Origin of the sequence: Streptomyces sp. NPDC091281 (genome assembly GCF_044757425.1) — a bacterium.
GTDB lineage: Bacteria > Actinomycetota > Actinomycetes > Streptomycetales > Streptomycetaceae > Streptomyces.
Genome location: NZ_JBIVUY010000012.1, coordinates 48,790 through 72,150 on the forward strand (window position 1 = coordinate 48,790; position 23,361 = coordinate 72,150).

24 protein-coding genes are annotated in these 23,361 nt (G+C 74.5%); 14 read left to right on the forward strand and 10 right to left on the reverse strand.

The genetic code is table 11. From position 1 onward, the window contains the following. The first annotated feature begins 7 nt into the window (after positions 1-7). Together ACIQPQ_RS27655 and ACIQPQ_RS27660 are read left to right on the forward strand one after the other, a co-directional pair. Complete coding sequence (locus ACIQPQ_RS27655; protein ID WP_401308747.1) at positions 8-661, forward strand: hypothetical protein; 654 nt, start codon at positions 8-10, stop codon at positions 659-661. Further along, positions 658-1,695: a serine/threonine-protein kinase gene (locus tag ACIQPQ_RS27660; protein WP_401308749.1), complete on the forward strand. Its 1,038-nt coding sequence runs from the start codon at positions 658-660 to the stop codon at positions 1,693-1,695. The genes ACIQPQ_RS27655 and ACIQPQ_RS27660 overlap by 4 nt, the downstream gene beginning before the upstream one ends. 60 nt (positions 1,696-1,755) lie before the next feature. Here the strand turns inward: ACIQPQ_RS27660 and ACIQPQ_RS27665 are convergent, their stop codons facing one another. Continuing rightward, positions 1,756-3,063: a streptophobe family protein gene (locus tag ACIQPQ_RS27665; protein WP_401308751.1), complete on the reverse strand. Its 1,308-nt coding sequence runs from the start codon at positions 3,061-3,063 to the stop codon at positions 1,756-1,758. Between the two features lie 172 nt (positions 3,064-3,235). Between ACIQPQ_RS27665 and ACIQPQ_RS27670 the strand changes: the two genes are divergently transcribed. Both ACIQPQ_RS27670 and ACIQPQ_RS27675 read left to right on the forward strand, forming a co-directional pair. Beyond that, complete coding sequence (locus tag ACIQPQ_RS27670; protein ID WP_401308754.1) at positions 3,236-4,522, forward strand: DUF6777 domain-containing protein; 1,287 nt, start codon at positions 3,236-3,238, stop codon at positions 4,520-4,522. Between the two features lie 120 nt (positions 4,523-4,642). Further along, positions 4,643-5,098 (forward strand): ATP-binding protein, encoded by a 456-nt coding sequence (locus ACIQPQ_RS27675; protein WP_401308756.1) that lies wholly within the window; start codon positions 4,643-4,645, stop codon positions 5,096-5,098. Between the two features lie 58 nt (positions 5,099-5,156). Here the strand turns inward: ACIQPQ_RS27675 and ACIQPQ_RS27680 are convergent, their stop codons facing one another. Both ACIQPQ_RS27680 and ACIQPQ_RS27685 read right to left on the reverse strand, forming a co-directional pair. Beyond that, entirely contained in the window at positions 5,157-6,044 is an 888-nt protein-coding gene (locus ACIQPQ_RS27680) for an RNA polymerase sigma factor SigF (protein WP_401308759.1), read from the reverse strand. A 207-nt stretch (positions 6,045-6,251) separates the two neighbouring features. Further along, positions 6,252-7,040: a class I SAM-dependent methyltransferase gene (locus tag ACIQPQ_RS27685; RefSeq protein ID WP_401308761.1), complete on the reverse strand. Its 789-nt coding sequence runs from the start codon at positions 7,038-7,040 to the stop codon at positions 6,252-6,254. Between the two features lie 308 nt (positions 7,041-7,348). Between ACIQPQ_RS27685 and ACIQPQ_RS27690 the strand changes: the two genes are divergently transcribed. Next, complete coding sequence (locus tag ACIQPQ_RS27690; RefSeq protein ID WP_401309292.1) at positions 7,349-7,888, forward strand: helix-turn-helix domain-containing protein; 540 nt, start codon at positions 7,349-7,351, stop codon at positions 7,886-7,888. Positions 7,889-7,915: 27 nt separating this feature from the next. Here ACIQPQ_RS27690 and ACIQPQ_RS27695 read toward each other — a convergent pair whose 3' ends face one another. Together ACIQPQ_RS27695 and ACIQPQ_RS27700 are read right to left on the reverse strand one after the other, a co-directional pair. After that, positions 7,916-8,518 carry a ClpP family protease gene (locus tag ACIQPQ_RS27695; protein WP_401309295.1) on the reverse strand — a complete coding sequence of 201 codons (603 nt, stop codon included), beginning with the start codon at positions 8,516-8,518 and terminating at the stop codon, positions 7,916-7,918. 2 nt (positions 8,519-8,520) lie between these two features. Next, positions 8,521-9,159, reverse strand: coding sequence for an ATP-dependent Clp protease proteolytic subunit (locus tag ACIQPQ_RS27700; RefSeq protein WP_401308764.1), 639 nt, complete (start codon positions 9,157-9,159; stop codon positions 8,521-8,523). A gap of 278 nt (positions 9,160-9,437) precedes the next feature. Here ACIQPQ_RS27700 and ACIQPQ_RS27705 point away from each other — a divergent pair, with 278 nt between their 5' ends. The 3 genes from ACIQPQ_RS27705 to ACIQPQ_RS27715 all read left to right on the forward strand — a co-directional run bounded on the left by ACIQPQ_RS27705 (position 9,438) and on the right by ACIQPQ_RS27715 (position 11,718). Further along, positions 9,438-9,920, forward strand: a complete 483-nt coding sequence (locus ACIQPQ_RS27705; protein WP_401308767.1) for a VOC family protein — start codon at positions 9,438-9,440, stop codon at positions 9,918-9,920. 199 nt (positions 9,921-10,119) lie between these two features. Then, positions 10,120-10,917, forward strand: a complete 798-nt coding sequence (locus tag ACIQPQ_RS27710; RefSeq protein ID WP_401308769.1) for a VOC family protein — start codon at positions 10,120-10,122, stop codon at positions 10,915-10,917. Positions 10,918-11,001: 84 nt separating this feature from the next. Continuing rightward, on the forward strand, positions 11,002-11,718 hold the full coding sequence (locus ACIQPQ_RS27715; RefSeq protein ID WP_401308772.1) for a ribonuclease H: 717 nt from the start codon (positions 11,002-11,004) through the stop codon (positions 11,716-11,718). Between the two features lie 61 nt (positions 11,719-11,779). On the opposite strand, the gene ACIQPQ_RS27720 is transcribed toward ACIQPQ_RS27715, so the two are convergent. From ACIQPQ_RS27720 to ACIQPQ_RS27730, 3 genes are all read right to left on the reverse strand, one after another. After that, positions 11,780-12,232, reverse strand: coding sequence for an SRPBCC family protein (locus ACIQPQ_RS27720; protein WP_401308775.1), 453 nt, complete (start codon positions 12,230-12,232; stop codon positions 11,780-11,782). 92 nt (positions 12,233-12,324) lie between these two features. Continuing rightward, positions 12,325-13,149: a tyrosinase family protein gene (locus ACIQPQ_RS27725; RefSeq protein WP_401308778.1), complete on the reverse strand. Its 825-nt coding sequence runs from the start codon at positions 13,147-13,149 to the stop codon at positions 12,325-12,327. Between the two features lie 31 nt (positions 13,150-13,180). Further along, complete coding sequence (locus ACIQPQ_RS27730; RefSeq protein WP_401308781.1) at positions 13,181-13,645, reverse strand: tyrosinase family oxidase copper chaperone; 465 nt, start codon at positions 13,643-13,645, stop codon at positions 13,181-13,183. A gap of 330 nt (positions 13,646-13,975) precedes the next feature. Here ACIQPQ_RS27730 and ACIQPQ_RS27735 point away from each other — a divergent pair, with 330 nt between their 5' ends. From ACIQPQ_RS27735 to ACIQPQ_RS27755, 5 genes are all read left to right on the forward strand, one after another. Then, positions 13,976-15,214 (forward strand): FAD-dependent monooxygenase, encoded by a 1,239-nt coding sequence (locus ACIQPQ_RS27735; protein ID WP_401308784.1) that lies wholly within the window; start codon positions 13,976-13,978, stop codon positions 15,212-15,214. Between the two features lie 132 nt (positions 15,215-15,346). Further along, the gene (locus ACIQPQ_RS27740) at positions 15,347-16,981 is read left to right on the forward strand and encodes an MFS transporter (protein WP_401308787.1); all 1,635 of its coding nucleotides are present in this window, start codon (positions 15,347-15,349) and stop codon (positions 16,979-16,981) included. Then, positions 16,978-17,646, forward strand: a complete 669-nt coding sequence (locus tag ACIQPQ_RS27745) for a TetR family transcriptional regulator (RefSeq protein ID WP_401308789.1) — start codon at positions 16,978-16,980, stop codon at positions 17,644-17,646. The genes ACIQPQ_RS27740 and ACIQPQ_RS27745 overlap by 4 nt, the downstream gene beginning before the upstream one ends. 12 nt (positions 17,647-17,658) lie before the next feature. After that, positions 17,659-18,642, forward strand: a complete 984-nt coding sequence (locus ACIQPQ_RS27750; protein ID WP_401308792.1) for an aldo/keto reductase — start codon at positions 17,659-17,661, stop codon at positions 18,640-18,642. A 300-nt stretch (positions 18,643-18,942) separates the two neighbouring features. Then, on the forward strand, positions 18,943-19,368 hold the full coding sequence (locus tag ACIQPQ_RS27755; RefSeq protein ID WP_401309298.1) for a DUF6328 family protein: 426 nt from the start codon (positions 18,943-18,945) through the stop codon (positions 19,366-19,368). A gap of 30 nt (positions 19,369-19,398) precedes the next feature. Here the strand turns inward: ACIQPQ_RS27755 and ACIQPQ_RS27760 are convergent, their stop codons facing one another. Continuing rightward, positions 19,399-20,403, reverse strand: coding sequence for a hypothetical protein (locus ACIQPQ_RS27760; protein WP_401309301.1), 1,005 nt, complete (start codon positions 20,401-20,403; stop codon positions 19,399-19,401). 268 nt (positions 20,404-20,671) lie between these two features. After that, positions 20,672-21,643: an LLM class F420-dependent oxidoreductase gene (locus ACIQPQ_RS27765; RefSeq protein ID WP_401308794.1), complete on the reverse strand. Its 972-nt coding sequence runs from the start codon at positions 21,641-21,643 to the stop codon at positions 20,672-20,674. A gap of 102 nt (positions 21,644-21,745) precedes the next feature. Between ACIQPQ_RS27765 and ACIQPQ_RS27770 the strand changes: the two genes are divergently transcribed. Continuing rightward, positions 21,746-23,323: a serine hydrolase domain-containing protein gene (locus tag ACIQPQ_RS27770; protein ID WP_401308797.1), complete on the forward strand. Its 1,578-nt coding sequence runs from the start codon at positions 21,746-21,748 to the stop codon at positions 23,321-23,323. Positions 23,324-23,361: the final 38 nt, after the last annotated feature.

A 23,361-nucleotide genomic window follows, 5' to 3' on the forward strand; every position in this document is an offset into this window, starting at 1 on the left:
CCGTCCCATGCCCGAACCGACCACCCCGGCCACCCCCGGCACCCCGGCCACCCCCGGCTTCCGGCCCACGCACGTCGTGCCCCAGCGCGGCCTGCCCGCCTGGGAGGCCCCCGACCCCGCCCGCCCCACCGTCCCCCTCGACCCGCTGCTGCCCGTACGGCTCGTGGAGCGGCGCGGCGACTGGGGCCGCGTGCTGTGCTCCAACGGCTGGTCGGCCTGGGTCGACGGCCGCCACCTCGTCGCCGTCCCGCAGGACCCGCCCCTGGCCGGGGACCCCCTCACCACCACCGACGACCTGCTGCCCCTGCTGGCCCGCGCCGAGGACGCCCTCGCCCGCTACCGGGCCGCCGTCACCGACCTCGCCGCCGGTTCCCTCGACGGCGAGACCTTCCGCCGCCGCGTCCAGGACCTGCGGATCGGGGCCGTCGTCGACGCCGGGTCGGTCTGGCTGTACGACGCCGACGGCGCCTGCTGGGCGTACGGCGAGGGCGCGCGCCGCACGACGTACGCCACCGACGCGCCGCCCGCGACCGGCGACCCGGCCGCCGCCGACCCCGGCCACCGGGACGCGCCGGAAGCCGGGGACGCGCCGGACGCCCCGCCGCCCGACCTCGGGCACGCCCCGACCCGGATCGTCACCCCCGACGGTGACCGCCGGTGACCCACGGGACGGAACCGTTCGCCGGGCGCGCCGTCGACCCGGCCGGCCGGCAGGTGGCGGGCTACCGCGTCGAGGAGGAGATCGGCCGCGGCGGCATGGCCGTCGTCTACCGCGCCCGCGACCTGCGCCTCGACCGCACCGTCGCGCTGAAACTGCTCGCGCCCGAACTCGCCCGCAACGACATCTTCCGCAAGCGCTTCACCCACGAGTCACGGGTCGCCGCCGCCATCGACCACCCGCACATCGTCCCCGTCTACGAGGCCGACGAGACCGACGGCGTCCTCTACATCGCCATGCGCTACGTCGCGGGCAGCGACCTGCGCCACCTCCTGGACCGCACCGGCCCGCTGCCCCCGGCCACCGCCGTCCGCATCGCCGCGCAGGTCGCCTCCGCCCTCGACGCGGCCCACGAGCACGGCCTGGTCCACCGGGACGTCAAACCCGGCAACATCCTCGTCGCGCGCGGCACCGACAGCGACCACCCCGAGCACGTCTACCTCACCGACTTCGGCCTCACCAAGAAGTCGCTCTCCCTGACCGGCTTCACCACCGTCGGCCAGTTCGTCGGCACCCTCGACTACGTCGCCCCCGAACAGATCTCCGGCCGCCCCGCCGACGGCCGCTGCGACGTCTACGGCCTCGCCTGCGTCGTCTACGAGACCCTCGCCGGGCACCCCCCGTTCCGCCGCGACGACGACATGGCCCTGCTCTGGGCCCACCAGTACGACGACCCGCCGCCCCTCACCGCCGCCCGCCCCGACCTGCCCGCCGGGGTCGACCAGGTGTTCGCGCGCGCCCTCGCCAAGACCCCCGACGAGCGGTACGGCACCTGCCGTGCCTTCATCGGCGACCTCCGCGCGGCGGGACCCGGCGGACCCCGCCCCGACCACCCGCCGACCCAGGTCGTCACGGGCCTGCCCGGCGCGGGGGAGCGGGACGCACCCTCCGGCACCGGTCCGGGCGCCGTGCCCCCGGCCGCCCCGAAGTCCCCGCCCGCCTGGGCGTCCCCGGTCCTGCACCCCCCGACCGCCTGAGGCTCCCGACCGCCGCACGAGTCTCCGGACCGCTGGAGTCCCCCGACCGCCTGCGGATGCTCAGGCGCGCCGTCCGCCCCGGCCCACCGGGTGGCGCTCACCCGCGTCCACGCGCCCGTGCCCCGCCGTGCCCCGCGCGAGCAGCGCCCCCAGGAACCCGGCGACCAGACCCCACAGCGCGGCCAGTCCGACGGCCGACCACACCCGGGGGCGCAGGAACACGTCCCCGCCGAGCCCGGAGCCGCCGATGCCGGAGATGCCGAACAGGGACAGCCCGTAGTGCGCGGAGATCCGGCCGACCAGGCACACGGCCAGCACCGTCAGCGCCAGCGCCACCGCCATCCGCACCGCGTGCCGCCAGGCGGGCGTACCGGCCGGGGAACGCGCCGCCATCACGAACGCCGCCCCCAGCAGCAGCACCGCCTCCACCGCGACCAGCCACCACACCCGCCCGTCCTGCTCGGCGAGCGTGCCCAGGTCGACCGTGGCGGTGTCCTCGCCGCGCAGGACGGCGTCCAGGACGTGCGGCATCGGCAGCCCGAACGGGCCCTCCACCCGGCCGTCCCAGGTCGCGCCCAGCCCCACGGTGAACGCGAGCCACACCAGGTTGGGCAGCCCCAGGAGCACCACGGCGAGCGCGTCCGCCGGATCACCGCGGGTCGCCGCCACCACCAGTGCCACGACCAGCCCGAGCACCACCCAGGCGAGCAGCAGCGCCACCATCGCGTACGCCGCCGGGCGCACCGACGCCTGGAAGCGGAGCAGCGCGCGCGGCAGCGGCGCCCCGCCGGACACCAGCAGGGCCAGCACCAGCACGCCCGCGAGCCACACCAGGCCCACCAGCACGGTCAGCGGCACATCGGTGGTGAACCCGACCTTCGGCGCCACCCCGAACACGTCTCCGAGGGCGTCGAGGCTGTCGTCGCCCAGGGACACCGCGAACGTCTGCCGGGCGCCGAAGGCCAGGCCCAGCAGCCCGAGCAGCCACACCACGGCGACCCGCAGCGCCCAGCCGCCCAGCTCGGCCGCCCGGGCGACGGCCCGGTGCCGCAGCGGGCGCAGGAAGGCGTACGCGGTCACCAGCGCGCCGACCAGGGTCACGGAGAGCGGCATCACGGTCATCCCGGCCCGCGTCCCGGCGAGGTCACCGGCGTTCCCGGACAGCTCGACCGAGCCGCCGACGGCCGTGACCACGGTCGCGGCGACCACGCGGGGAAACGCGGTGTCGGGCAGGTCCGCCGCACCGGCCGCCCACAGGCCCAGAGCGGCCGTGACGCACATCGACAGCAGCCCGGCGAGCGCCGTACCGGCCGCCTGGGGCCAGCCGTGGCGGGCCACTGCCTGGTCGGCGGGGGTGCGCGGGCTCACCCTGTTCACGCTAGGCAGGCTTCCGGCGGACCGCCTGTCGGGAGGAGCGTCCGCGTCCGCTTGCGGGCCGCGCCGGACCGGGGCACACAATGAGGATGTTGCGCACAAAAGGGGCATCGGGCGTCGCTCGCGCGGCCCACAGCCTCGCGGGACCACCACGTCGGGAGTGCCAGTGACCGTGGAACCACCGTCCTCCGGCCGCCCCACGGGCCCGCCGTCCGGCCCGCTCTCCGGCCCCTCCCAGCCCCCCTCGGGCCCGCCCACCGAACCCCCCGCATCCGGCGGCGGCCCCGTGCCCCCGCCCGGCGACGGCTCCGGAGGCGGCGTCCCGCCCGGCTCCCCGTCCTCACCCGGTTCCGCGCCCGGCGGGCCGTCCGGACCGCACCGGCCGTGGTGGCGGTCCGTACCGCGCGTCGCGGTCCTCGCCGCCGTCCTCGTCGTCGCCGTGGTCCTCGGCGTCGTCCTCACCCGTTCGGGTGACAGCGGCGGCTCCGGCTCCGGTTCCGGGGACTCCGGCGGCAGCGGCGAGGTCTTCCTCCAGGCCGCCGACAAGACCGGCCCGGACCCCTTCACCGAGTCCAGCGCCACCGACTCCTCCGCCCCGCCCGCCTCGCTCTCCCCGGCCCCCTCGGCGTCCGCCAACACGGTGCGCGGCGTCGACGGCGGCGCCCCCGGCCTCTACGGCGGCACCCGGGACGTCGCCTCCTGCGACGTGGAGAAGCAGGTCGACGCCCTGCGGGCGGCCCCCGCGAAGAACCGGGCGTTCGCCTCCGTCGCCGGGGTCGCCCCCGACCGGGTCCCGGCCTATCTGCGCGCCCTCACCCCGGTCCAGCTCCGCATGGACACCCGCGTCACCAACCACGGCTACCGCGACGGCACCGCCACCCCCTACCAGGCCGTCCTCCAGTCCGGCACCGCCGTCCTCGTCGACGCGCACGGCGTGCCCCGGGTCCGCTGCGCCTGCGGCAACCCGCTGACCCCGCCCGTCGCCCAGCAGGGCACCCTGAAGCGCACCGGCGACTCCTGGCCCGCGTACCGGCCCTCCGACGTCGTCGTGATCACCCCGTCCACCACGGTCGTGGACGTCTTCGTGCTGTACGACCCCGACGACAAGGGCTGGTTCACCCGCGAGCGCGGCGACACCGGCGGCAAGGACCGCCCCACCGACCGGCCCTCGAAGCCCGCCGAACCGTCCCGCAGCGCGTCGTCGTCGGCCGAGCCCTCCGGGTCGCCGGACACGTCGACGTCGCCGCCCGCCTCGGAGAGCCCCGCCACGGACAGCCCGGCACCGCCCTCGGACTCCGGGACGCCCAGTTCCGAGGCGCCGCCGCCGTCCGGGCCGTCCACCGAGCCGGAGAGCGCGGGCGGCTCCACCCCCGAGCAGCCCGGCGGCGACACCCCGCAGTCGGCGCCGTCCACCGCCGATCCGGCCGGTCCCGGCGGATCACCGCTGCTGTGACCGGCGCCATGGCGTTCCGGCGGAAGCCGGGGGGACTGCCCGCGCCGGTCGGGGGTAGGGGGAGAGGTGCAGCAGCGTCCGGCCTGGTCCGGCCTGGTTCGGCCTCGGAGAGAGAACGGCATGATCGAGCACCTGGATTGGGCAGTGATACCGACCGACTTCGACGTACCCGTGGAACCGCTGCGCCGGACGGCGCACTACACCGGCGAACCCGGGTCCATCGCGGAGGCCCGGTCCTTCGCGGCGCACTTCGTCGAGCAGCTCAGGACGGAGTGGTGCGCCACGGTCGACACCCGGGTCAGCGAGGAGGTCATGCTCGTCGTCAGCGAGCTGGTCACCAACGCCGACCGGCACACCGGCGGCCCGTACATCCTTGAGCTGGAGGGCACGGAGGCCTCGGTGTCGGTGTCGGTCTACGACAGCAGCGACACGCTCCCGGTGCGCTACCCGCGCGATCCGCGCCGCATCGGCGGCCACGGACTGGAGATCGTGCACGCCGTCGCCGCCGAGGTCACCGCCGAGCGCATCCCGGTCGGCAAGCGGGTACGCGCCGTGCTGCGCCTCGCGCGCGGATGAAGGTGACGCGCTCGCTCTCCGCGCGCGAGTGAGTCCGTGGCGTCCGGTGGCGTCCGCCTCAGGCGACGTCGAGGTCGCCGAGCATTCCTTCGCGCAGGTTGCCGATGATCCGCTTGATCAGGCGGGAGACGTGCATCTGGGAGCAGCCGAGCCGCTCGCCGATCTCCGCCTGGGTGGCCTCCTCCACGAACCGCAGGTGGAGGATCTCGCGGTCCCGCTCGCTGAGCCGGGCCATCAGCGGGGCGAGCGTGTGGAAGTCCTCGACGAGCCGCAGCCCGTCCTCCTCCACGCCGAGGAAGTCGGCGAGGACCGCCTCGCCGCCCTCGGCGCCGTCACCGGTCAGCGCGGCGTCGAGCGAGGAGGAGTTGTAGCCGTTGGAGGCGATCTGGGCCTCGACGACCTCGCGCTCGGTGAGGTTCATCAGCGTGGCCAGCTCGGCGACCGTCGGTTCGCGGTCCAGCCGTCCGGCCAGCTCGTCGCGCGCCTTGGCCAGCTCGACGCGGAGTTCCTGGAGCCGCCGGGGCACGTGGACCGCCCAGGTGGTGTCCCGGAAGAAGCGCTTGATCTCGCCCACGATGTAGGGCAGCGCGAAGGAGGTGAACTCGACCTCGCGCGCGATCTCGAACCGGTCGATGGCCTTGATCAGGCCGATCATCCCGGTCTGGACGACGTCCTCCATGTCGTCGCCGCGACCCCGGAACCGTCCGGCCGCGAACCGCACCAGCGACATGTTCATCTCGATGAGGGTGTTGCGCGCGTACTGGTACTCGTGCGTGCCCTCCTCCAGCTCGGTCAGCCGGCGGAAGAAGTGACGCGACAGCTCACGGGCGTCACGGGGCGCCACCCGCCTCGGGTCCTCGACTCCCGGCAGCGGCGTTCCGTCCGCGACGGCCTCGGCGGCGTCCTCGACGACCTGTGCCTGCGACCCGGTCACGGCGGTGTGCATAGCCTCTCCCCACGAAAGTCACGGTTCGACGTCCGATGTGTTCGGTGCGTGAGGGGCCCCGTCCACCGAGGCCCATTCATAGGGCGCGTACCCCGAGTCGGCGGACTCATGCACACCTTTCTCCGCCGGATCGAAATTTCTCCGCCCCGCTCCCCACTTCGTCTCCCCCCGCTCCGTCCCTGCCCGTGCGCGCGGCGCGCGTCCGGGTCAGGCCGTGCGCCGGGCCAGGATCAGTTCATGCAGGTAGCGCTTGGTGATCCGGCCGCCGTACCGGGTCTCGATCAGGCCGCGCAGACACGCGAGGAGCCCCCGGCGGGACGGCGCGTCGAGCGCGAGATGCCCCGAGTACGTGAGCAGCACCTCCACGTACGCGTCCGCCGTGTACGTGATGTCCTGGGTGTGCCGGTGCGCGACGACGTCCGTCAGCAGTCCGCTCCCGGTCAGCTCCCCGGTGTCCGTGGCGGTCGCCTCCGCCGCCGCCAGGCGCAGGCCGGGCGGGGTGGCCGGGTCCCAGCGCTCGTAGCAGGACTGCGCCTCGGCGAAGAAGCCGTCGCTGCCGCCCGCGACGTGGTGCGTGGTGACCAGGGCCAGCAGGCCGCCGGGGCGCAGTACCGCCGCCGCGCGCCCGACCCGGTCCGCCGGGTCGAGCCAGTGGAAGGCGGTCGCACACGCCACCAGGTCGAAGAGGCCGGGCTGGTCGGCCGGGGGCCGCCACCGCTCGAAGTCGCCCACCACGACCTCCGCGCGCGGGAACCCGGCGAGGTTGCGCCGCGCCACGGCGGCCAGCGCCGGACCCCGTTCCACGGCGGTGAGCCGGCAGGCGGTCGCCGCCAGCGGCCGGGTCAGCTGCCCCGTGCCGGGACCGATCTCCAGCACCCGGCTCGCCGGTCCGAGCCGCGCGGCACGCACCAGCCGCTCGACCAGCGCCGGGGGATAGCGCGGTCGGACCCGGTCGTACCGCTCCGCGACCGTGTCGAACGTGTCCCGCAGCTCCATCTCCGCCCCCTGCCCTTCCGCCGCTCCCGAGACCGAGGCCCGAGGCCGGTCGCGCGAGCCCGGACGCCCGAGGCCGAACTTCCGAGGGCAGGGCCCCGTGTCCGTCTCCCGCGTCCCGTCTGCCGCGTCCCGTGTCCCGGTGTCGTCAGGGAAGGATTCTGACCGCCACGTCCCCCTCGCGCGCCGGTTTCCCTGAGGGCGGAACCCGCACCCCTTCCCCCGGCGGGCCGTCCTCCTAGGCTGGGACGGTGAGCAACCAAGCGCCGCAGCAGCCGCAGCAGCACAGGCCGGACCGAGCCCCCGCCCCCGTGCCGGACCGGGCGCGGGTGATCCCGCTGCGCCCCACCGCGCACCGCCCTCCCGCGCACCGTTCCGAGACGCCCCGCCGTGAGACGCCCCGCCGCGAGACGCCCCGTCCGGGATTCGCGCGCCCCGAGCCCGCCGGACCCGTGGTCCCGCGTCCCGAGCCAGGGCCGCCCGTTCCCCGCGCGCCCCGCGAGCCGCTCTGGCGTGACCTGGTCGGTGACGTCCTGCGCCGCGAACGCCGGGCCCAGGGCCGCACGTTGAAGGACGTCGCCGACACGGCCCGGATCTCGATGCCGTACCTGTCGGAGGTGGAGCGGGGCCGCAAGGAGGCCTCCTCGGAGGTCCTCGCGGCCGCCGCCCACGCCCTCGGCCTCACCCTCGGCGACCTCCTGGCCCGCGCCCAGGGCGAACTGGTCCGGGTCACCGGCCAGATCAGCGGTCCCCTCACCGGCCAGGTCGGCAGCCAGGTCACAGGCCGGGCCGCGCCGACCGCCCACGGGGGACCCTCCTCGTCGTACGACGGGCTCTGCCTGGTCGCCTGACCGGTGCCGGCGGAGCGGGCCGGCGTCTCACCGCCGGGTGAGACGCCGGCTCAGCACCTCGTCCGCCAGCCCGTACGCCACCGCCTCCTCGGCGGTGAACACCTTGTCGCGGTCCATGTCGGCGCGCAGGGTGCTCAGGTCGTGCCGGGTGTGGCGGGCGAGGACGTCCTCCACCTGGGAGCGGATGCGCACCATCTCCTGGGCCTGGAGCGCCAGATCCGACACCGTGCCCTGGCGGCCGCCGCTGGCGGGCTGCCCGAGCAGCACCCGCGCGTGCTCCAGCACGAACCGCCGCCCCGGGTCGCCGCCCGCGAGCAGCACCGCCGCCGTGGAGGCCGCCTGCCCGACGCAGAAGGTCGAGATCGGCGCCTGGACGAACGTCATCGTGTCGTAGATCGCCATGAGCGACGTGTACGAGCCGCCGGGGGAGTTGATGTACAGGGCGATCTCCTGCTCCGGCGCGGAGGACTCCAGGTGCAGGAGCTGCGCGATGACGACGTTGGCGACGCCGTCGTCGATCTCCGTGCCGAGGAAGATGATCCGCTCCGAGAGCAGCCTGCTGTAGACGTCGTAGGAGCGCTCGCCCTGCGGGGTCCGCTCGACGACGTTCGGAATCGTGTACGTCCCCATGGTCACAGTCCCATCCGTCGCTTCGACGTGCCCGGCTGCACGTCGGCCAGGGTCTCCACGACCCGGTCGACGATGCCGTACTCGCGGGCCTGCTCGGCGGTGAACCAGCGGTCGCGGTCGCCGTCGCGCGAGATGGTCTCCGGGGTCTGGCCGGTGTGCTCGGCGGTGATCCGCTCGATGGTCCGCTTGGTGAACTCCAGGTTCTCGGCCTGGATCTCGATGTCGGCGGTGGTGCCGCCGATCCCGGCCGACGGCTGGTGCATCATCACGCGGGCGTTCGGCAGCGCGTACCGCTTGCCGGGCGCGCCGACGCTCAGCAGGAACTGGCCCATGCTGGCGGCGAAGCCCATGGCGAGGGTGGACACGTCGTTCGGGATCAGCCGCATCGTGTCGTAGACGGCGAGCCCGGCGTGCACCGAGCCGCCGGGGCTGTTGATGTACAGGGCGATGTCGGTGCGCGGGTCCTCCGCCGACAGCAGCAGCAACTGGGCGCACACCCGGTTGGCGGACACCTCGTCGACCTGGGTGCCGAGCAGCACGATGCGGCGGCCGAGGAGCTGGGCGGCGAGCTGGTCGTCGAAGCGGGAGGCGGGGGTGTCGCCCTCCTCGGCGCGGGGCGCGAAGGCGGTGTGTGCGGTCATCGGATCTCCTCGTCGGTGGCGGACGGGACGGCGGCGGACGCGCCGTCCCCCTCACTGTCGGCCCGTGCGGTCGCCCGGCGGAGCGTTCTCTGCCCCCGGCAGATTCGCTGCGGGCAGAGCCGGTCCGGACCCGTGCGGGCAGCGCCCGTCCGGGCCCTCTGCGGGAGCCGTCCGTGGCGGGTTCGCGGGTTCTTCGCGTGGCGGCGATGAGTTTCGGACGCCGGGCCGGTCGACACTGACGACCCCGCTCCACCCGCCGCAGACCCCCGGAGGAACCCATGACCGCCGACGGATTCGTGACCTGTCTCTGGTTCGACGACCAGGCCGAGGAAGCCGCCGCCTACTACGTGTCGATGTTCAAGAACTCGCGGCTCGGTGCCGTCAGCCGCTACACCGAGGCGGGCCCCGGCACGCCCGGCAGCGTCCTCACCGTGGAGTTCACGGCGAACGGCCAGCAGTTCGTCGCGCTCAACGGCGGCCCGCTGTTCACCTTCAGCGAGGCGGTCTCCTTCCAGATCATGTGCGACGACCAGGACGAGGTCGACCACTACTGGGACACGTTCGTCGAGACCGGCGGCCAGCCCGGCCCGTGCGGCTGGCTCAAGGACCGCTACGGCCTGTCGTGGCAGGTCGTGCCCACCGAACTGATCGCCCTGACGACCGACCCGGACCAGGAGAAGGCCGGGCGCGCCACCCAGGCCATGCTCACCATGCACAAGATCGACCTGGCCGCCGTACGACGGGCCCACGACGGGGAGTAGCCGCCGCCCGGGAGGCGCCCCGCGCCCTGCCCCCGCGCCTGTCTCCCCGCCCGCCCCGCCTGCCCGCCCGGCGCCGCTCCCGGCGCGCGCCGGGGCGGGCGCGTGGCTAGCGTGAGGAGGACACCCCGGATCCCCGACCGCCCGACCGGATCCCCGACCGCCCGAGACCGTCCCACCCGGAACCCGGAGGGCCGCCACCATGGCCGTGCAACCTGAGGGAGCCCCCTGCTGGGCCGACGCGATGTTCAGCGACGTCGAGGGGGCCAAGAGCTTCTACGGCGCCGTCCTCGGCTGGACCTTCGGCGAGTCCTCGTCGGAGTACGGCAACTACACGCAGGCCTACGCCAAGGCCGACGCGGTCGCCGCCGTCGTCCCGCCGATGCCCGGCCAGGAGGGCCAGTCCGCCTGGTGCCTTTACTTCGCCTCCGACGACGCCCACGCCACCGCCGCCCGCGTCCGTGAGCACGGCGGCGAGGTGCTGATGGAGCCCATGCAGGTGGGCGAGTTCGGCACGATGTGCCTGGCCCGCGAGCCCAGCGGCGCCGTGTTCGGCCTGTGGCAGGCGGGCGTCCACGAGGGCTTCGAGGCGACGGGCGTGCCCGGCGCCTACGCCTGGTCGGAGGTCTTCACCCGCGAGCCCGGCAAGGCCGACGACTTCTTCTCGGCCGTCTTCGGCTACCGCCAGCAGCAGATGGAGGACGACGGCGTCGACTTCCGCCTCTACGACCTCGGCGAACAGCCGCTGATGGGCCGGATGCGGATGACGGACGACTTCCCGCCCGAGGTGCCCTCGTACATCAACGTCTACTTCGCCGTCCCCGACTGCGACGCGGCCGTCGCGAAGGCGACCGAGCTGGGCGGGACGCTCCAGTTCGGGCCGATGGGCACCCCGTTCGGCCGGTTCGCCGCGCTCACCGACCCGCAGGGCGCCAACTTCTCGGTGATCGACCTGACCACCACGGAAGGCGACATGCCGAAGACGTCGTCGGTCCCGTAGGAGCGGACGGACCCGTCCGGACCCGGCCGGAGGGCCGGTCGGTCACCGCCCGTGACGGGTCCGGGCGGGCCCGCGCGGCGTGGCATGATCGGGCGCATGCGTGAACGTGTGGTGGCGGCCTGCGACGGTGCCTGCAAGGGAAACCCCGGTCCGGCGGCCTGGGCCTGGGTGATCTCCGACGAGTCCGAGGGCCCCGCCCGCTGGGAGGCGGGCCCGCTCGGCCGGGCCACCAACAACGTCGCCGAACTCACCGCGCTGGAGAAGCTGCTGGCCGCCGTCGACCCGGCGCTGCCGCTGGAGATCCGGATGGACTCCCAGTACGCGATGAAGGCCGTCACCACCTGGCTGCCCGGCTGGAAGCGCAACGGCTGGCGGACCGCCGCGGGCAAGCCGGTCGCCAACCAGGAACTGGTGGTCCGCATCGACGCCCTCCTCGACGGCCGCACCGTCGACTTCCGCTACGTCCCCGCCCACCAGGTCGACGGCGACCCCCTCAACGACTTCGCCGACCGCGCCGCCAGTCAGGCGGCCGTCGCCCAGGAACCGGCGGGCAGCGCCCTCGGCTCTCCCGCGCCGCCCGCCTCCCCGGACACCCCGAAGCCGAAGAAGACCGGCGCCGCCCGCACCGGCCGGGCCAAGCCGGGCCGGGGGAGCGGTGGTCCGGGGTCGGCGCGCACCATCAAGGCGAAGTTCGCCGGCCGCTGCGCCTGCGGGCGCCCCTACGCGGCCGGGGAGCAGATCGCCAAGAACGACCAGGGCTGGGGCCACCCCGACTGCCGTACGGCGGCCGCCGCCGGATGACACACGGGTGCCCCCGCCGGTTTTCCGGCGGGGGCACCCGTGCGTACGTCGGCGGGGGCGGTCAGTGGACCACGCCGCGCCAGCCGCCGCTCTCCTGGCCGCGCTCCTCGATGAACTCCTTGAAGCGCTTCAGGTCGCCCTTGGTCTGCCGCTTCACGAAGCCCAGCTTGTCCCCGACCGTCTCGGCCAGGCCCTCCGGCTGGAACTCCATCTGGAGCATCACCTTGGTGCGGGCGTCGTCGAGCCGGTGGAAGGTGACGACCCCGGCCTGCCGGGCCTCGCCCGCGACCGTCGTCCAGGCGACCCGCTCGTCCGGGATCTGCTCGGTGATCTCCGCGTCGAACTCGCGGTGCACGCCGCCGACGGACGTCACCCAGTGCGTCAGCGTGGTGCTGCGCTGCTCGATGCGCTCCACACCGCCCATGAACGCGGGGAACGTCTCGAACTGCGTCCACTGGTTGTAGGCCGTGCTGACCGGGACCTCTACCTCGATGGACTCCTCGACCTGTGTCACGGTCGGCGCCTCCTCAGCTGTGTCGTCGGGTGGTCGGCGCCCGGGTACCCGACCGCGGCGGCCGAAACCCCGGGCCCCCGCCCGGCGTCCGCTCAGTCGGTGTCGAACGTGTAGTGCGGGGTGTGGTCGAGCAGGTCCGCCGGGGTGCTGTCGTTCCACGGCTTCATCGTCTCGTTCAGGTCCACCACGTCCGGTGTCCCCGCCGCCGGGAGGTACGCCGAGGCCGGGTGCCGCCGCTGCCAGCGCGCCCACAGCCGGTCGACGTAGGCGTGGTGCAGCCAGAACACCGGGTCGTTGGGGGAGACCCCGGTGGCCATCTGCCCGCCGACCCACACATGCACCCGGTTGTGCAGGTTGACGCCCCGCCACCCCTCCAGATGGTTGCGGAACCCGTCCGACCCGCTGTTCCAGGGCGCCTGGTCGTACGTCGCCATCGCCAGCACCGAGTCCACGTCGGCCCGCGTCGGCAGCTCCCGCACGCCCGAGCCGAGCGCCCGGCGCAGATACGTCCGCCCGTCCACCCGGACCCGGATCGGCCAGTTCCCCGCCGCCTCCGCGAACGGGCCGTCGGTCACCCGGCCGTCCGAGCTGCGGCCGGTGCCGCCGAGGAAGTCCGGCCCCCACAGCGCCGCCCGCGCCGTGCGGTCCACCGACCAGTCCCAGTACGGCAGCGCCACCGAGGCGTCCACCGACTGCAGGGCCCGCTCGAACTCCAGCAGGAACCGGCGGTGCCAGGGCAGGAACGACGGCGAACGGTGGCCGGTGCGCTCGCCGTTGTCGGTGTCGCCGACGATGAACGCGTTGTGGGTGGTGACGAACGCGTCGTAGCGGCCGTCGCGTTTGAGGGCGAGGACGGCGGCGACGAACCGGCGCCTCTCGTCGGCGGTCAGGGCGGCCTGGTTCTTGCGGACGGTCATGTGCGGTGCTCCAACAGGTACGGGCGGACGGTCAGTTGGCGGGGAAGGGCAGCAGGCGCGCCCCCTGGAGTTCGTCGACGGCGGCGCGGGCGGCGGCGCGCGGGGTCGCCACCGGGTCGTAGTGGCTGATCACGCTGATCCACGTCCCGTCGGCGTTGCGCATGACGTGCAGTTCGACGTCGTCCACGAACACGGCGTATCGGCCGCCCGGTTGTCCGCCCCCGTGGTGCCCGCCGTGGTCCCCGCCGGGCCCGCCGCCGTGGTGACCGCCCCCGGTGGACGGACCGCCGCGTATCCGGCGGCCCCGGTAGACCTCGTCGAAGGGGGCCGGCCCGGTGGCGGCCGACGGCGGGCCGGCGTGCGGGTGACCGGCGCCGGGCGCGGGGGAGGGGACGTCGGCGGGCGCGGCGGTCGCGGCGACCGTTCCGGCCGCACCGGCGGTGGCGGCGAGAGCGGCCACGGCGGTGAGCGCGTGACGGCGGCTGAGCTGCGGCATACGGGATCTCCCGAGGTGTGCGGGGTGGGTGACCCCGCATGCCTATCCGCCGCCCTGGGAGCGGGAGAAATCCCGCGGAACCGGTTGGCCGTGATCAGGACAATCACGTACATGTCGTGCAGCCTTCAAGGAAGATGATCTTGGCGTGACAGGCGCCCGGCGGGCGCGGAACGGGCAATTCCTTTCCCGCGGGGCGGTCCTACGGGTGGACTTTCGCCCGGCCCCGCTGCGCCGGTGGTGTGGCTCACGTGGCGAAAGTGACGGAATCCCGGAGCCCGGCCCGCCGGACCCCCGCGCGGTGACTGCTACTCTGCGTCGTCAACTGACCACATGTCGTCATATCTGGGGGTGTGCGTGAAGGTCGTCTGCGTCGGAGGCGGGCCCGCCGGCCTGTATCTCTCCGTCCTGCTCAAGCGGCAGGACCCGTCCCACGACGTCACGGTCCTCGAACGTGATCCCGAGGGCTCCACCTACGGCTGGGGCGTCACCTACTGGCGGAGCCTGCTCGACGAACTCCACGCCCGCGACCCCGAGTCCGCGCGCGCCGTCGAGGAGCACTCCGTCCGCTGGAACCAGGGCGTCGCCCACGTCCGGGACCTCACCACCCACCAGCCCGGCGACGAGGGCCACGGCATCGGACGCCACAAACTCCTGGAGATCCTCGCCGACCGCGCCCGCTCCCTGGGCGTCCACCTGGAGTACGACCACCCGGTCACCGCCGACACGGTCCCGGACGCCGATCTGCTCGTCGCCGCCGACGGGGTCCACAGCACCCTGCGCACCCGGCACGCCGGCCACTTCGGCACCCGCCTCGAAGCGGGCCGCAACCCCTACGTCTGGCTCGGCACCACCAAGGTCTTCGACTCCTTCACCTTCGCCTTCGTGGAGACCGCCCACGGCTGGATCTGGTGCTACGGCTACCCCTTCGGCCCCGACCGCAGCACCTGCGTCGTCGAGTGCGCCCCCGAGACCTGGACCGGGCTCGGCCTGGACACGGCCGGGGAGGCGGAGGGCCTCGCCCTGCTGGGGGACCTCTTCGCGCGCGTCCTCGACGGCCACCGCCTGATCGGCCGCGCCACCGAGGACGCCGCCGCCGCGTCCTGGCTGCGCTTCCGCACCCTCACCAACACCCGCTGGTACCGCGACAACCTCGTCCTCCTCGGCGACGCCGCGCACACCACCCACTACTCCATCGGCGCGGGCACCACCCTCGCCCTGGAGGACACCTTCGCCCTGGCCGACGCCCTGCGGGACACCCCGGCGCTGCCGAAGGCCCTCGCCCGCTACGAACGCGAACGGACCACCGCGCTGCTCTCGCTCCAGAGCGCCGCCCGCTACAGCGCCCAGTGGTACGAGAACCTCGCCCGCTACATCGACCTCCCGCCCGAGCGGATGTTCGCGCTGCTCGGCCAGCGCCACTCACCGCTCCTGCCGTACGTCCCGCCGCAGCTCTACTACCGGCTCGACCGGGCCGCCGGGCAGCTGGAGGGCCTGCGCCGCCTCAAGCGCTGGCTCGGCCCGAAGCTGGCCCGCACCGCCCACGGCAGGGTGCTCTCCGGCCGCCGCTAGCGACGGGACCACCACCGGCCGCCGACGGCCGGACACGACCGGCGAACTTGGGTGAATGGCAATTCACCGATAAAGTGAATTGTCATTCACCTGGCGTACGCGACGTGCGCCGCACCGGCCGCTGGAGTGTCCATGGCGTCGCCCGCCCCGATACCCGCCCCGAGCACGGGCCCCGCCCCGCACCACCCCGGCGGCGACCCCGGAGCCCCCGCCGGGCTCCGCGCCCGGCTCACCGTCCCGGTCCTCGCGTACTGCGGCATCCTCATGGCGGTCATGCAGACCGTCGTCGTGCCGCTCCTGCCCGACCTGCCCCGCCTCACCGGCGCCTCGCCCGCCGCCGTCTCCTGGATGGTCACCGCGGCCCTCCTCTCCGGCGCCGTCCTCACCCCGGTCCTCGGCCGCGCCGGTGACATGTACGGCAAGCGCCGCGTGCTCCTGCTGTCGTTCGCCCTGATGGCCGCCGGGTCGGTCGTCTGCGCGCTCAGCTCCGACATCCGCGTCCTCATCGCCGCCCGCGCCCTCCAGGGCGCCGCCGTCTGCGTGGTCCCCCTCTCGATCAGCATCCTGCGCGACGAACTGCCCCCGCACCGCCGCGGATCGGCCGTCGCCCTGATGAGCTCCACCGTCGGCATCGGCGCCGCCCTGGGACTCCCGGCCGCGGCCGTCGTCGTCCAGTACGCCGACTGGCACGTCATGTTCTGGGTGACCGCGGTCCTCGGCGGCACCGGCGTCGCCCTGATCCGCTGGGCCGTCCCGGAGTCCCCCGTGCGCTCCCCGGGCCGCTTCGACGTCACCGGCGCCCTCGGCCTGGCCGCCGGACTGGTCTGTCTGCTGCTCGCCGTCTCCCAGGGCGGCCAGTGGGGCTGGGGCAGCGCCCCCGTCGTGGGCCTCGTCCTCGGGGCCGTCCTCGTGCTCGGCCTGTGGTGGCGGCAGCAACTGCGGTCCCCCGAACCCCTCGTGGACCTGCGGCTGGTGTCCCGCCCCCGCGTCGGCCTCGCCCACCTGGCCGCCCTCCTCACCGGCTTCGCCTTCTACGCCAACTCCCTCGTCACCGCCCAACTGGTGCAAGCGCCGAAGGCGACCGGCTACGGCCTGGAACTGTCCATCGTCCAGACCGGGCTCTGCCTCCTGCCCGGCGGCGTCGTCATGCTGCTGCTCTCCCCGCTCTCCGCGCGGATCTCCGAGGCGCGCGGCCCGCGCGTCACCCTCGCCCTCGGCGCCGCCGTCATCGCCGCCGGGTACGCCGTCCGCGTCGCCGACAGCCACGCCCTGTGGATGATCATGGTCGGGGCGACCGTCGTGGCCACCGGGACCACCCTCGCCTACTCGGCGCTGCCCTCGCTGATCCTGCACGCCGTACCGGCCGCGCAGACCGCCTCCGCGAACGGCGTCAACGTCCTCATGCGCACCATCGGCCAGGCCACCTCCAGCGCCGCCGTCGCCGCCGTCCTCGTCCACCACACCAGCCTCGTCGAGGGCGCGCCCGTCCCGACCCTGCACGGCTACCTGCTGGCCTTCGCCGTCGCGGGCGCCGTCGCCCTGGTCGCCTGCGCCGTCGCCCTCACCATCCCCGCCGGACCCGCGCCCGACGAGCCGTCGGCACCGTCCGGGCCGCCCGGTACGGCGGCGGCGACCGGGGCGGCGGCCGTGACGGCAGAAGGGATCGCCGTGTCCGGTACGGCGGCCTCCGGCGCACCCCCGGACGGCGGGCGACCGGCCCGGCGCGGCACCCGGTCGGCGAAGGACCCCGCCGCCGGGGGAGCATGAGGACCGTGACCGCTTCGTACGGCCCGTCCGGGCCCCCCACCGACGAGGCCGGGGACCGCCCCGCGCCGGCCCCCGCCCGCCGCGACGCCGAGGAGACCAAGGCCGCGATCCTGCGCGCCGCACGGCACCTCCTCGCCCGGCACGCGCACGCCGACATCACCCTCAAGGCCGTCGCCGAGCGGGCCGGGGTGAGCCCGCCGCTGGTGCTGAAGTACTTCGGCAACAAGGACGCCCTCTTCGCCCGCGTCATGTCCTTCGCGGAGGACGCCGACGCCCTCCTCGACGCCGACCTGGACACGCTGGGCGCCCACATGGTCCGGCACGTCGTCGTCAGTCAGCGCGAACGCGGTGCCGACCCCGTCCTGCGGATCGCCTTCGCGCCCCTGCACGGCGACCACGGCGACATCCTGCGCGCCAACTTCCGCACCCAGGTCACCGACCGGCTCGCCGCCCGGCTGACCGGCCCCGACGCGGGCCTGCGCGCCGAACTCGCCGTCGCCGCCCTCATCGGCCTCGGCGCCATGTACGGCATCGCCCGCGGCCGGGAGCTGCGCGAGGCCGCCACCGAGGAGATCGTCGCCCGCTGCGCCCCGGCCGTCCAGGCCCACCTCACCGGCACCCCCGCCACCGGTCCCGTGACCGGGGCGCCCGCCGCGCACGGATGACAGACTGAGCCCATGGAAGAGCGCGAATTCGGCAGATCAGGTCAGCACGCATCCGTGGTCGGTCTCGGCACCTGGCAACTGGGCGCCGACTGGGGCGACGTGGACGACAAGGAGGCCCTCGCCGTCCTGGAGGCGGCCGCCGAGTCCGGGGTCACCTTCTTCGACACCGCCGACGTCTACGGCGACGGCCGCAGCGAGGAGACCATCGCCGCCTTCCTGAGCGGCCGCCCCGACCTGCACGTCCTGGTCGCCACCAAGATGGGTCGCCGGGTCGAGCAGATCCCCGCGAACTACGTGCTGGAGAACTTCCGCGCCTGGAACGACCGCTCCCGCCGCAACCTCGGCGTCGACCGGATCGACCTGGTGCAGCTGCACTGCCCGCCCACCGCGGTCTACTCCCGCGACGAGGTCTACGACGCCCTCGACACCCTCGTCGCCGAGGAGCGCGTCGCCCGGTACGGCGTCAGCGTCGAGACCTGCGCCGAGGCCCTGACCGCCATCGCCCGGCCCGGCGTCACCAGCGTGCAGATCATCCTCAACCCGTTCCGCATGAAGCCCCTCGACGAGGTGCTGCCCGCCGCCCGCGCGGCCGGGGTCGGCGTCATCGCCCGCGTCCCGCTCGCCTCCGGCCTGCTGTCCGGCAAGTACACCAAGGACACGGTGTTCCCCGAGAACGACCACCGCACCTACAACCGGCACGGCGAGGCCTTCGACCAGGGCGAGACCTTCTCCGGCGTCGACTGGACGACCGGCGTCGAGGCCGCCGCCGAGTTCGCCGCCCTCGCCCCCGAGGGGTACACCCCGGCCCAGCTCGCACTGCGCTGGATCGTCGAGCAGCCCGGCGTCACCACCGTCATCCCCGGCGCCCGCTCGCCCGAGCAGGCCCGCGCCAACGCGGCCGCCGCCCGGCTCCCGGAGCTGTCCGACGCCACCCTCGCGGCGATCCGCGACCTGTACGACCGGCGGGTCCGGGCCCAGGTCGAGAGCCGCTGGTAGCCCCCGCCGGGCACCCGTCACGTCGTGTCCCCCGGACCGGAACGAATCACCGATCCGGGGGTACTCGCCCGTGGGAGAACATCCACTCGAATCGGGGAGGACGCGGTGAGCGGGACGACGGCCGGGGCCGAGGCGCACAGACGGCGGGACGAGACCCACGTGGACCGTACGGACCACGAGGGTCCCGAGGGGCACACGGGCCAGGACGGTTCCGGGCCGACCACGGACCACGAGGGTTCCGGGGTGCCGGACGGTGCGCGCAGGGGCCGGGACGAGACGCGCGACGAGCGGGCGGACCGGATGTGGGGCGAGCTGATCCAGGAGATCCGCGTCGCCCAGACCGGCGTCCAGATCCTCTTCGGCTTCCTCCTCACGGTCGTGTTCACCCCGCGCTACACCGACCTCGGCGACGTCGAGCACGCGATCTACATCGTCACTGTCGTCCTGGGCGCCTGCGCCACCGGCGCCCTCATAGGACCGGTCTCCCTGCACCGCCTCGTCTCCGGCCGCCAGGTCAAGCCGCAGGCCGTCGCCTGGGCGTCACGGATGACGTTCGTCGGCCTCGTGCTGCTGTTCGCCACGATGATCTCCGCGCTGCTGCTGATCCTGCGCGTGGCCACCCACGACGGCTTCGTGCCCTACCTCGTGACCGGGGTGGGCCTCTGGTACGTCGTGTTCTGGGTGGCGGTGCCGCTGTGGACGCGGCGCCGCTACACCACCGACTGACGCGGCACCGCCGCCGCGCGGGGCGCGCGCTCAGTCTTCCGCGCGCGCCCCGCGCAGCGACTCCAGGCAGCTGCCGATCGCGTGCTGCAGCTCCTCCAGCCGCTGCACCATGTCGTCCTCGTAGAAGTCCTGGGCGTCGTCGAAGGTCAGCTCCTCGAACGCCTTCGTCGCCTTCTGGAGGCTGCTGTAGAACTTCGTCCGCCGCTCCTGCACCCGCAGCTCGGGGTCGGCCTCGACGGCCTCCACGACCAGCGACTTCAACGTGTCGTAGGCCTCCGACGCCCACTCTCCGGCGTCCTCGTCCTCGTCCAGCTCGTCGAGCAGCGACAGGTGCCGCTCGGCCTCCTGGCGCAGGTCGACGGGCGCGTCGATGGTCTGCCCGGCGGGCGTACGGACCTGGCCGGACTCCGCGATCTGGCGGACGTAGCCGATCCGGTCGGCGGAGCGGCTCTCGCTCGCCACGGCCTTCTTGAGGTCGTCGGTGCGCACCACGTCCCGGGCCAGCTCGGCCTGGAGCCCCGGGTCCTCCCGGACCCGGTCCAGCAGCGCGGCGCGGGCGGCCCGCGCGGTCGACGGGTCGGCGAGGATCGCGGCGCGCAGGGCCGTCGGGTTCTCGGCGACCTCCAGCGCCTTCGTCGGCCGGATGCCCTCGGCCTCCGCCGCCTCGGCGATCGCCGCGCCCCGCTCGGACGTGGCGCCGGACCGGGACACGTAGTACGTGAGCCAGACGTCGGCGTCGGGCAGCTCCACCTCCTGGCCCGGCGCCAGCTCCTCGAAGTGCGGCACGAGACCGTCGTCGGCGGCCCGGTCCCAGGCCTTGTAGTAGCGCATCACCCGGTCCGGGGAGCAGCCCGCGAGCGCGGCGAACTCCTTCGCGGACACCTTCGGCGTCTCGTCCGCGCCCTGCCCGCCCGGCCGCACACTCCGGGCCACCATCAGCCCGAACGCCCAGCCCCCGGTCCGCGCGTACACCCCGAACTCGCGGGCGTCCCGCGCCACGAGGTCCGACAGCGGCGCGGACACCGCCCCCGCCACCGGCTCCGCCGCGAGGTCCGCTCCCGGCTCCTCGGCCGCCGGGTCCGCGGCCGTCTCCTCCGCCGGGTCGGCGGGCGCCTGCGCCAGGCCCTCTTCGGCGGACTGCCGCGTCCCGATCAGGTCGGCGGACGGGGTGGTCGGGTCGGTCAGAACGGTCACGGACGACTCTCCTGTGCAGACTGCGGACGATCCACGGCCGCCTCGCACGGCCGCGCAGACCGGCAGCCTAGGCCACCCGGACCGTCGTCCCCGGCCGCCGTCACGCCGCTCAGGAGAACGTGTCGCGCAGCGCGGGCAGCAGCGACTTCTCCGCCCAGTCCAGATACGCCGGTTGGGAGTCGCCGCCGATCTGCACCAGGGCGATCTCGGTGAATCCGGCCTCCGCGTACGGCCGTACGGCCTCGACGAAGGCGTCGGTGTCGTGGCCGCAGGGGATGGCCTCGGCCACGTCGTCCGGTGTCACGAACCGCGTCGCGGCCTCGAAGGAGTCCGGGTGGGGGAGTTCGGCGTTGACCTTCCAGCCGTTGCCGAACCAGCGGAACTGCTCGTGCGCCCGCCGTACGGCCGTCTCGCGGTCGGGGTCGTGGCAGACGGGGAGTTGGCCGACGCGCGGCTTTCCCGCGCCGCCGTGCCGGTCGAACGCCTCCAGCAGCTCCGGCTTCGGCTCGGTGGCGATCACCAGGTCGGCGAGGCGCCCCGCGAGCGCGCACGACTGCTCGCCGGAGACCGCGACGCCGATCTCCGGCGGCTCCTCGGGCAGGTCCCACAGCCGGGCCGACTCCACGTCGAAGTGCGTGCCGTGCCGGGTGACATGGCCGCCCCCGAAGAGCGCCCGGATGATCTCCACCGCCTCCTCCAGCATCTCGTGCCGGACGTCCGCGACGGGCCAGCCACCGCCCACCACATGCTCGTTGAGGTTCTCACCGGCCCCGAGCCCCAGCCGGAACCGGCCCTCCGACAGCAGCTGCATCGTCGCCGCCTTCTGCGCCACGACCGCCGGGTGGTAGCGGATGCTCGGGCAGGTCACGTACGTCATCAGCGGGATGCGCGAGGTGGCCTGCGCGGCGGCGCCCAGCACACTCCACGCGTACGGGGAATGGCCCTGCTCGCGCAGCCAAGGAAAGTAGTGGTCCGACGTCACCGAGAAGTCGAACCCCGCCTCCTCGGCCCGCACCACGTGGTCCACCAGCTCACGGGGCCCGGCCTGCTCGGTCATCATCGTGTATCCGAATCGCACCATGTGCGCCGAGTCCCCGACGGGCCGCGCCGGAAACGGACGCATCGGCGCACAGCGGCCGGAATCCGTCGGTCCGGGGCCTGCGGGTGGGGAAGGATGGGGGACATGACGACGATCCGTCCGCTGCCCACCGCTGCCCCCTCCGCCCGGGGCGTCGACGCCTCGGGCGTCCAGGCCTTCCTCGACGCCGTCGACGCGTCGGACACCGTCGAACCCCACAGTCTGATGATCCTGCGCCACGGCGACGTGGTCGCCTCCGGCTGGTGGGCGCCCTACGCGCCCGACCGGCTGCACCTGCTGTACTCGCTCAGCAAGAGCTTCACCTCGCTCGCCGCCGGGTTCGCCGTCGCCGAGGGTCTCATCGGCCTCGACGACCCGGTGATCTCGTACTTCCCCGAGTTCGCCGACGAGATCACCGACCCGCGCAGCCGCGCCATGCTGGTCCGGCACGTGGCGTCGATGAGCAGCGGACACGAGGCCGAGACGTTCGAACGGGCCCACACCCTCGACCCCGGCGAGCTGGTGCGCGGCTTCCTGCTGCTGCCGCCCGACCGCGACCCGGGCACGGTGTTCGCCTACAACCAGCCCGCCACCTACACCCTCGCCGCGATCCTCCAGCGCGTCACCGGCCTTTCGCTCACCGACTACCTGCGGCCCCGGCTGCTGGACCCGCTCGGCATCGGCGAGGTCGTCTGGCTGCACGACCGGACCGGCCGCCAGCTCGGCTTCAGCGGGCTGCACGGCACCACCGACGCCGTCGCCCGCCTCGGCCGGTTCCTTCTCCGCGAGGGCGAGTGGGACGGCGAGCGCCTGCTGCCGCGCGAGTGGCTTGCCGAGGCGACCCGCGTCCACATCCCCACCGCCGGGATCATGGGCGACGCCACCCGGTCGGACTGGGGGCAGGGCTACGGCCTCCAGTTCTGGCGCTCCCGGCACGGCTACCGGGGCGACGGCGCGTACGGCCAGTTCTGCCTGGTCCTGCCCGAGCAGGACGCCGTGATCGCCACCACCGCGGGCACCGACGACATGCAGGGCCTGCTCGACCTGGTCTGGGAGCACCTGCTGCCCGCGTTCCGGCCCGAGCCGCTGACCGGCCGCGAGGACGCCGACGCCGCCCTCGCCGCACGCCTCGCCGGTCTCGCCCTCCCCGCGGCGACCGGCCTGCCCGCGCCGCGCGGGGACGTGGCCGGGTGGGAGGGCGCCGCCTTCACCCCGTACGGCGGTGTCTGCGCCGACCAGCCGGGGCTCACCGGGGTCGAGGTCCTGCGCGACGGCGACGGCTGGGCGCTCGTCCTGACCGAGGGCGACGACCGGCTGACGGCCCGGCTCGGCGGCGGAGCGGGCTGGCGGGAGAGCGACGCGACCCCGGCCGGGGCGACGGGCGGCGGGCTGCCGCTCGCCGTGAGCGGCGGCTGGAACGAGGGCGACGACGCCGACGGCGACACCCTCGCCGCCGACGTGTTGTTCCTGGAGACACCGCATCGGCTGCGGGTGACCTGCTCCCGCGCGGACGGCACGTTCACCGCCCGCTGGCAGACCCGGCCCCTGCACGGCGGGCCGATGCGGCGGCTGCGGGCGCCCCGGGCGGTGACACCGGTCCGGGGGACGGCGCCGGGGGACGACGCGGCAACGGACCGTGCCGCGCCGGACCGTGCCGCGACGGCGGACGCGGCGTCGGTGTGACCTGACGCCGCTCGACGCCGGTCCGGTGCGTGCCTGCG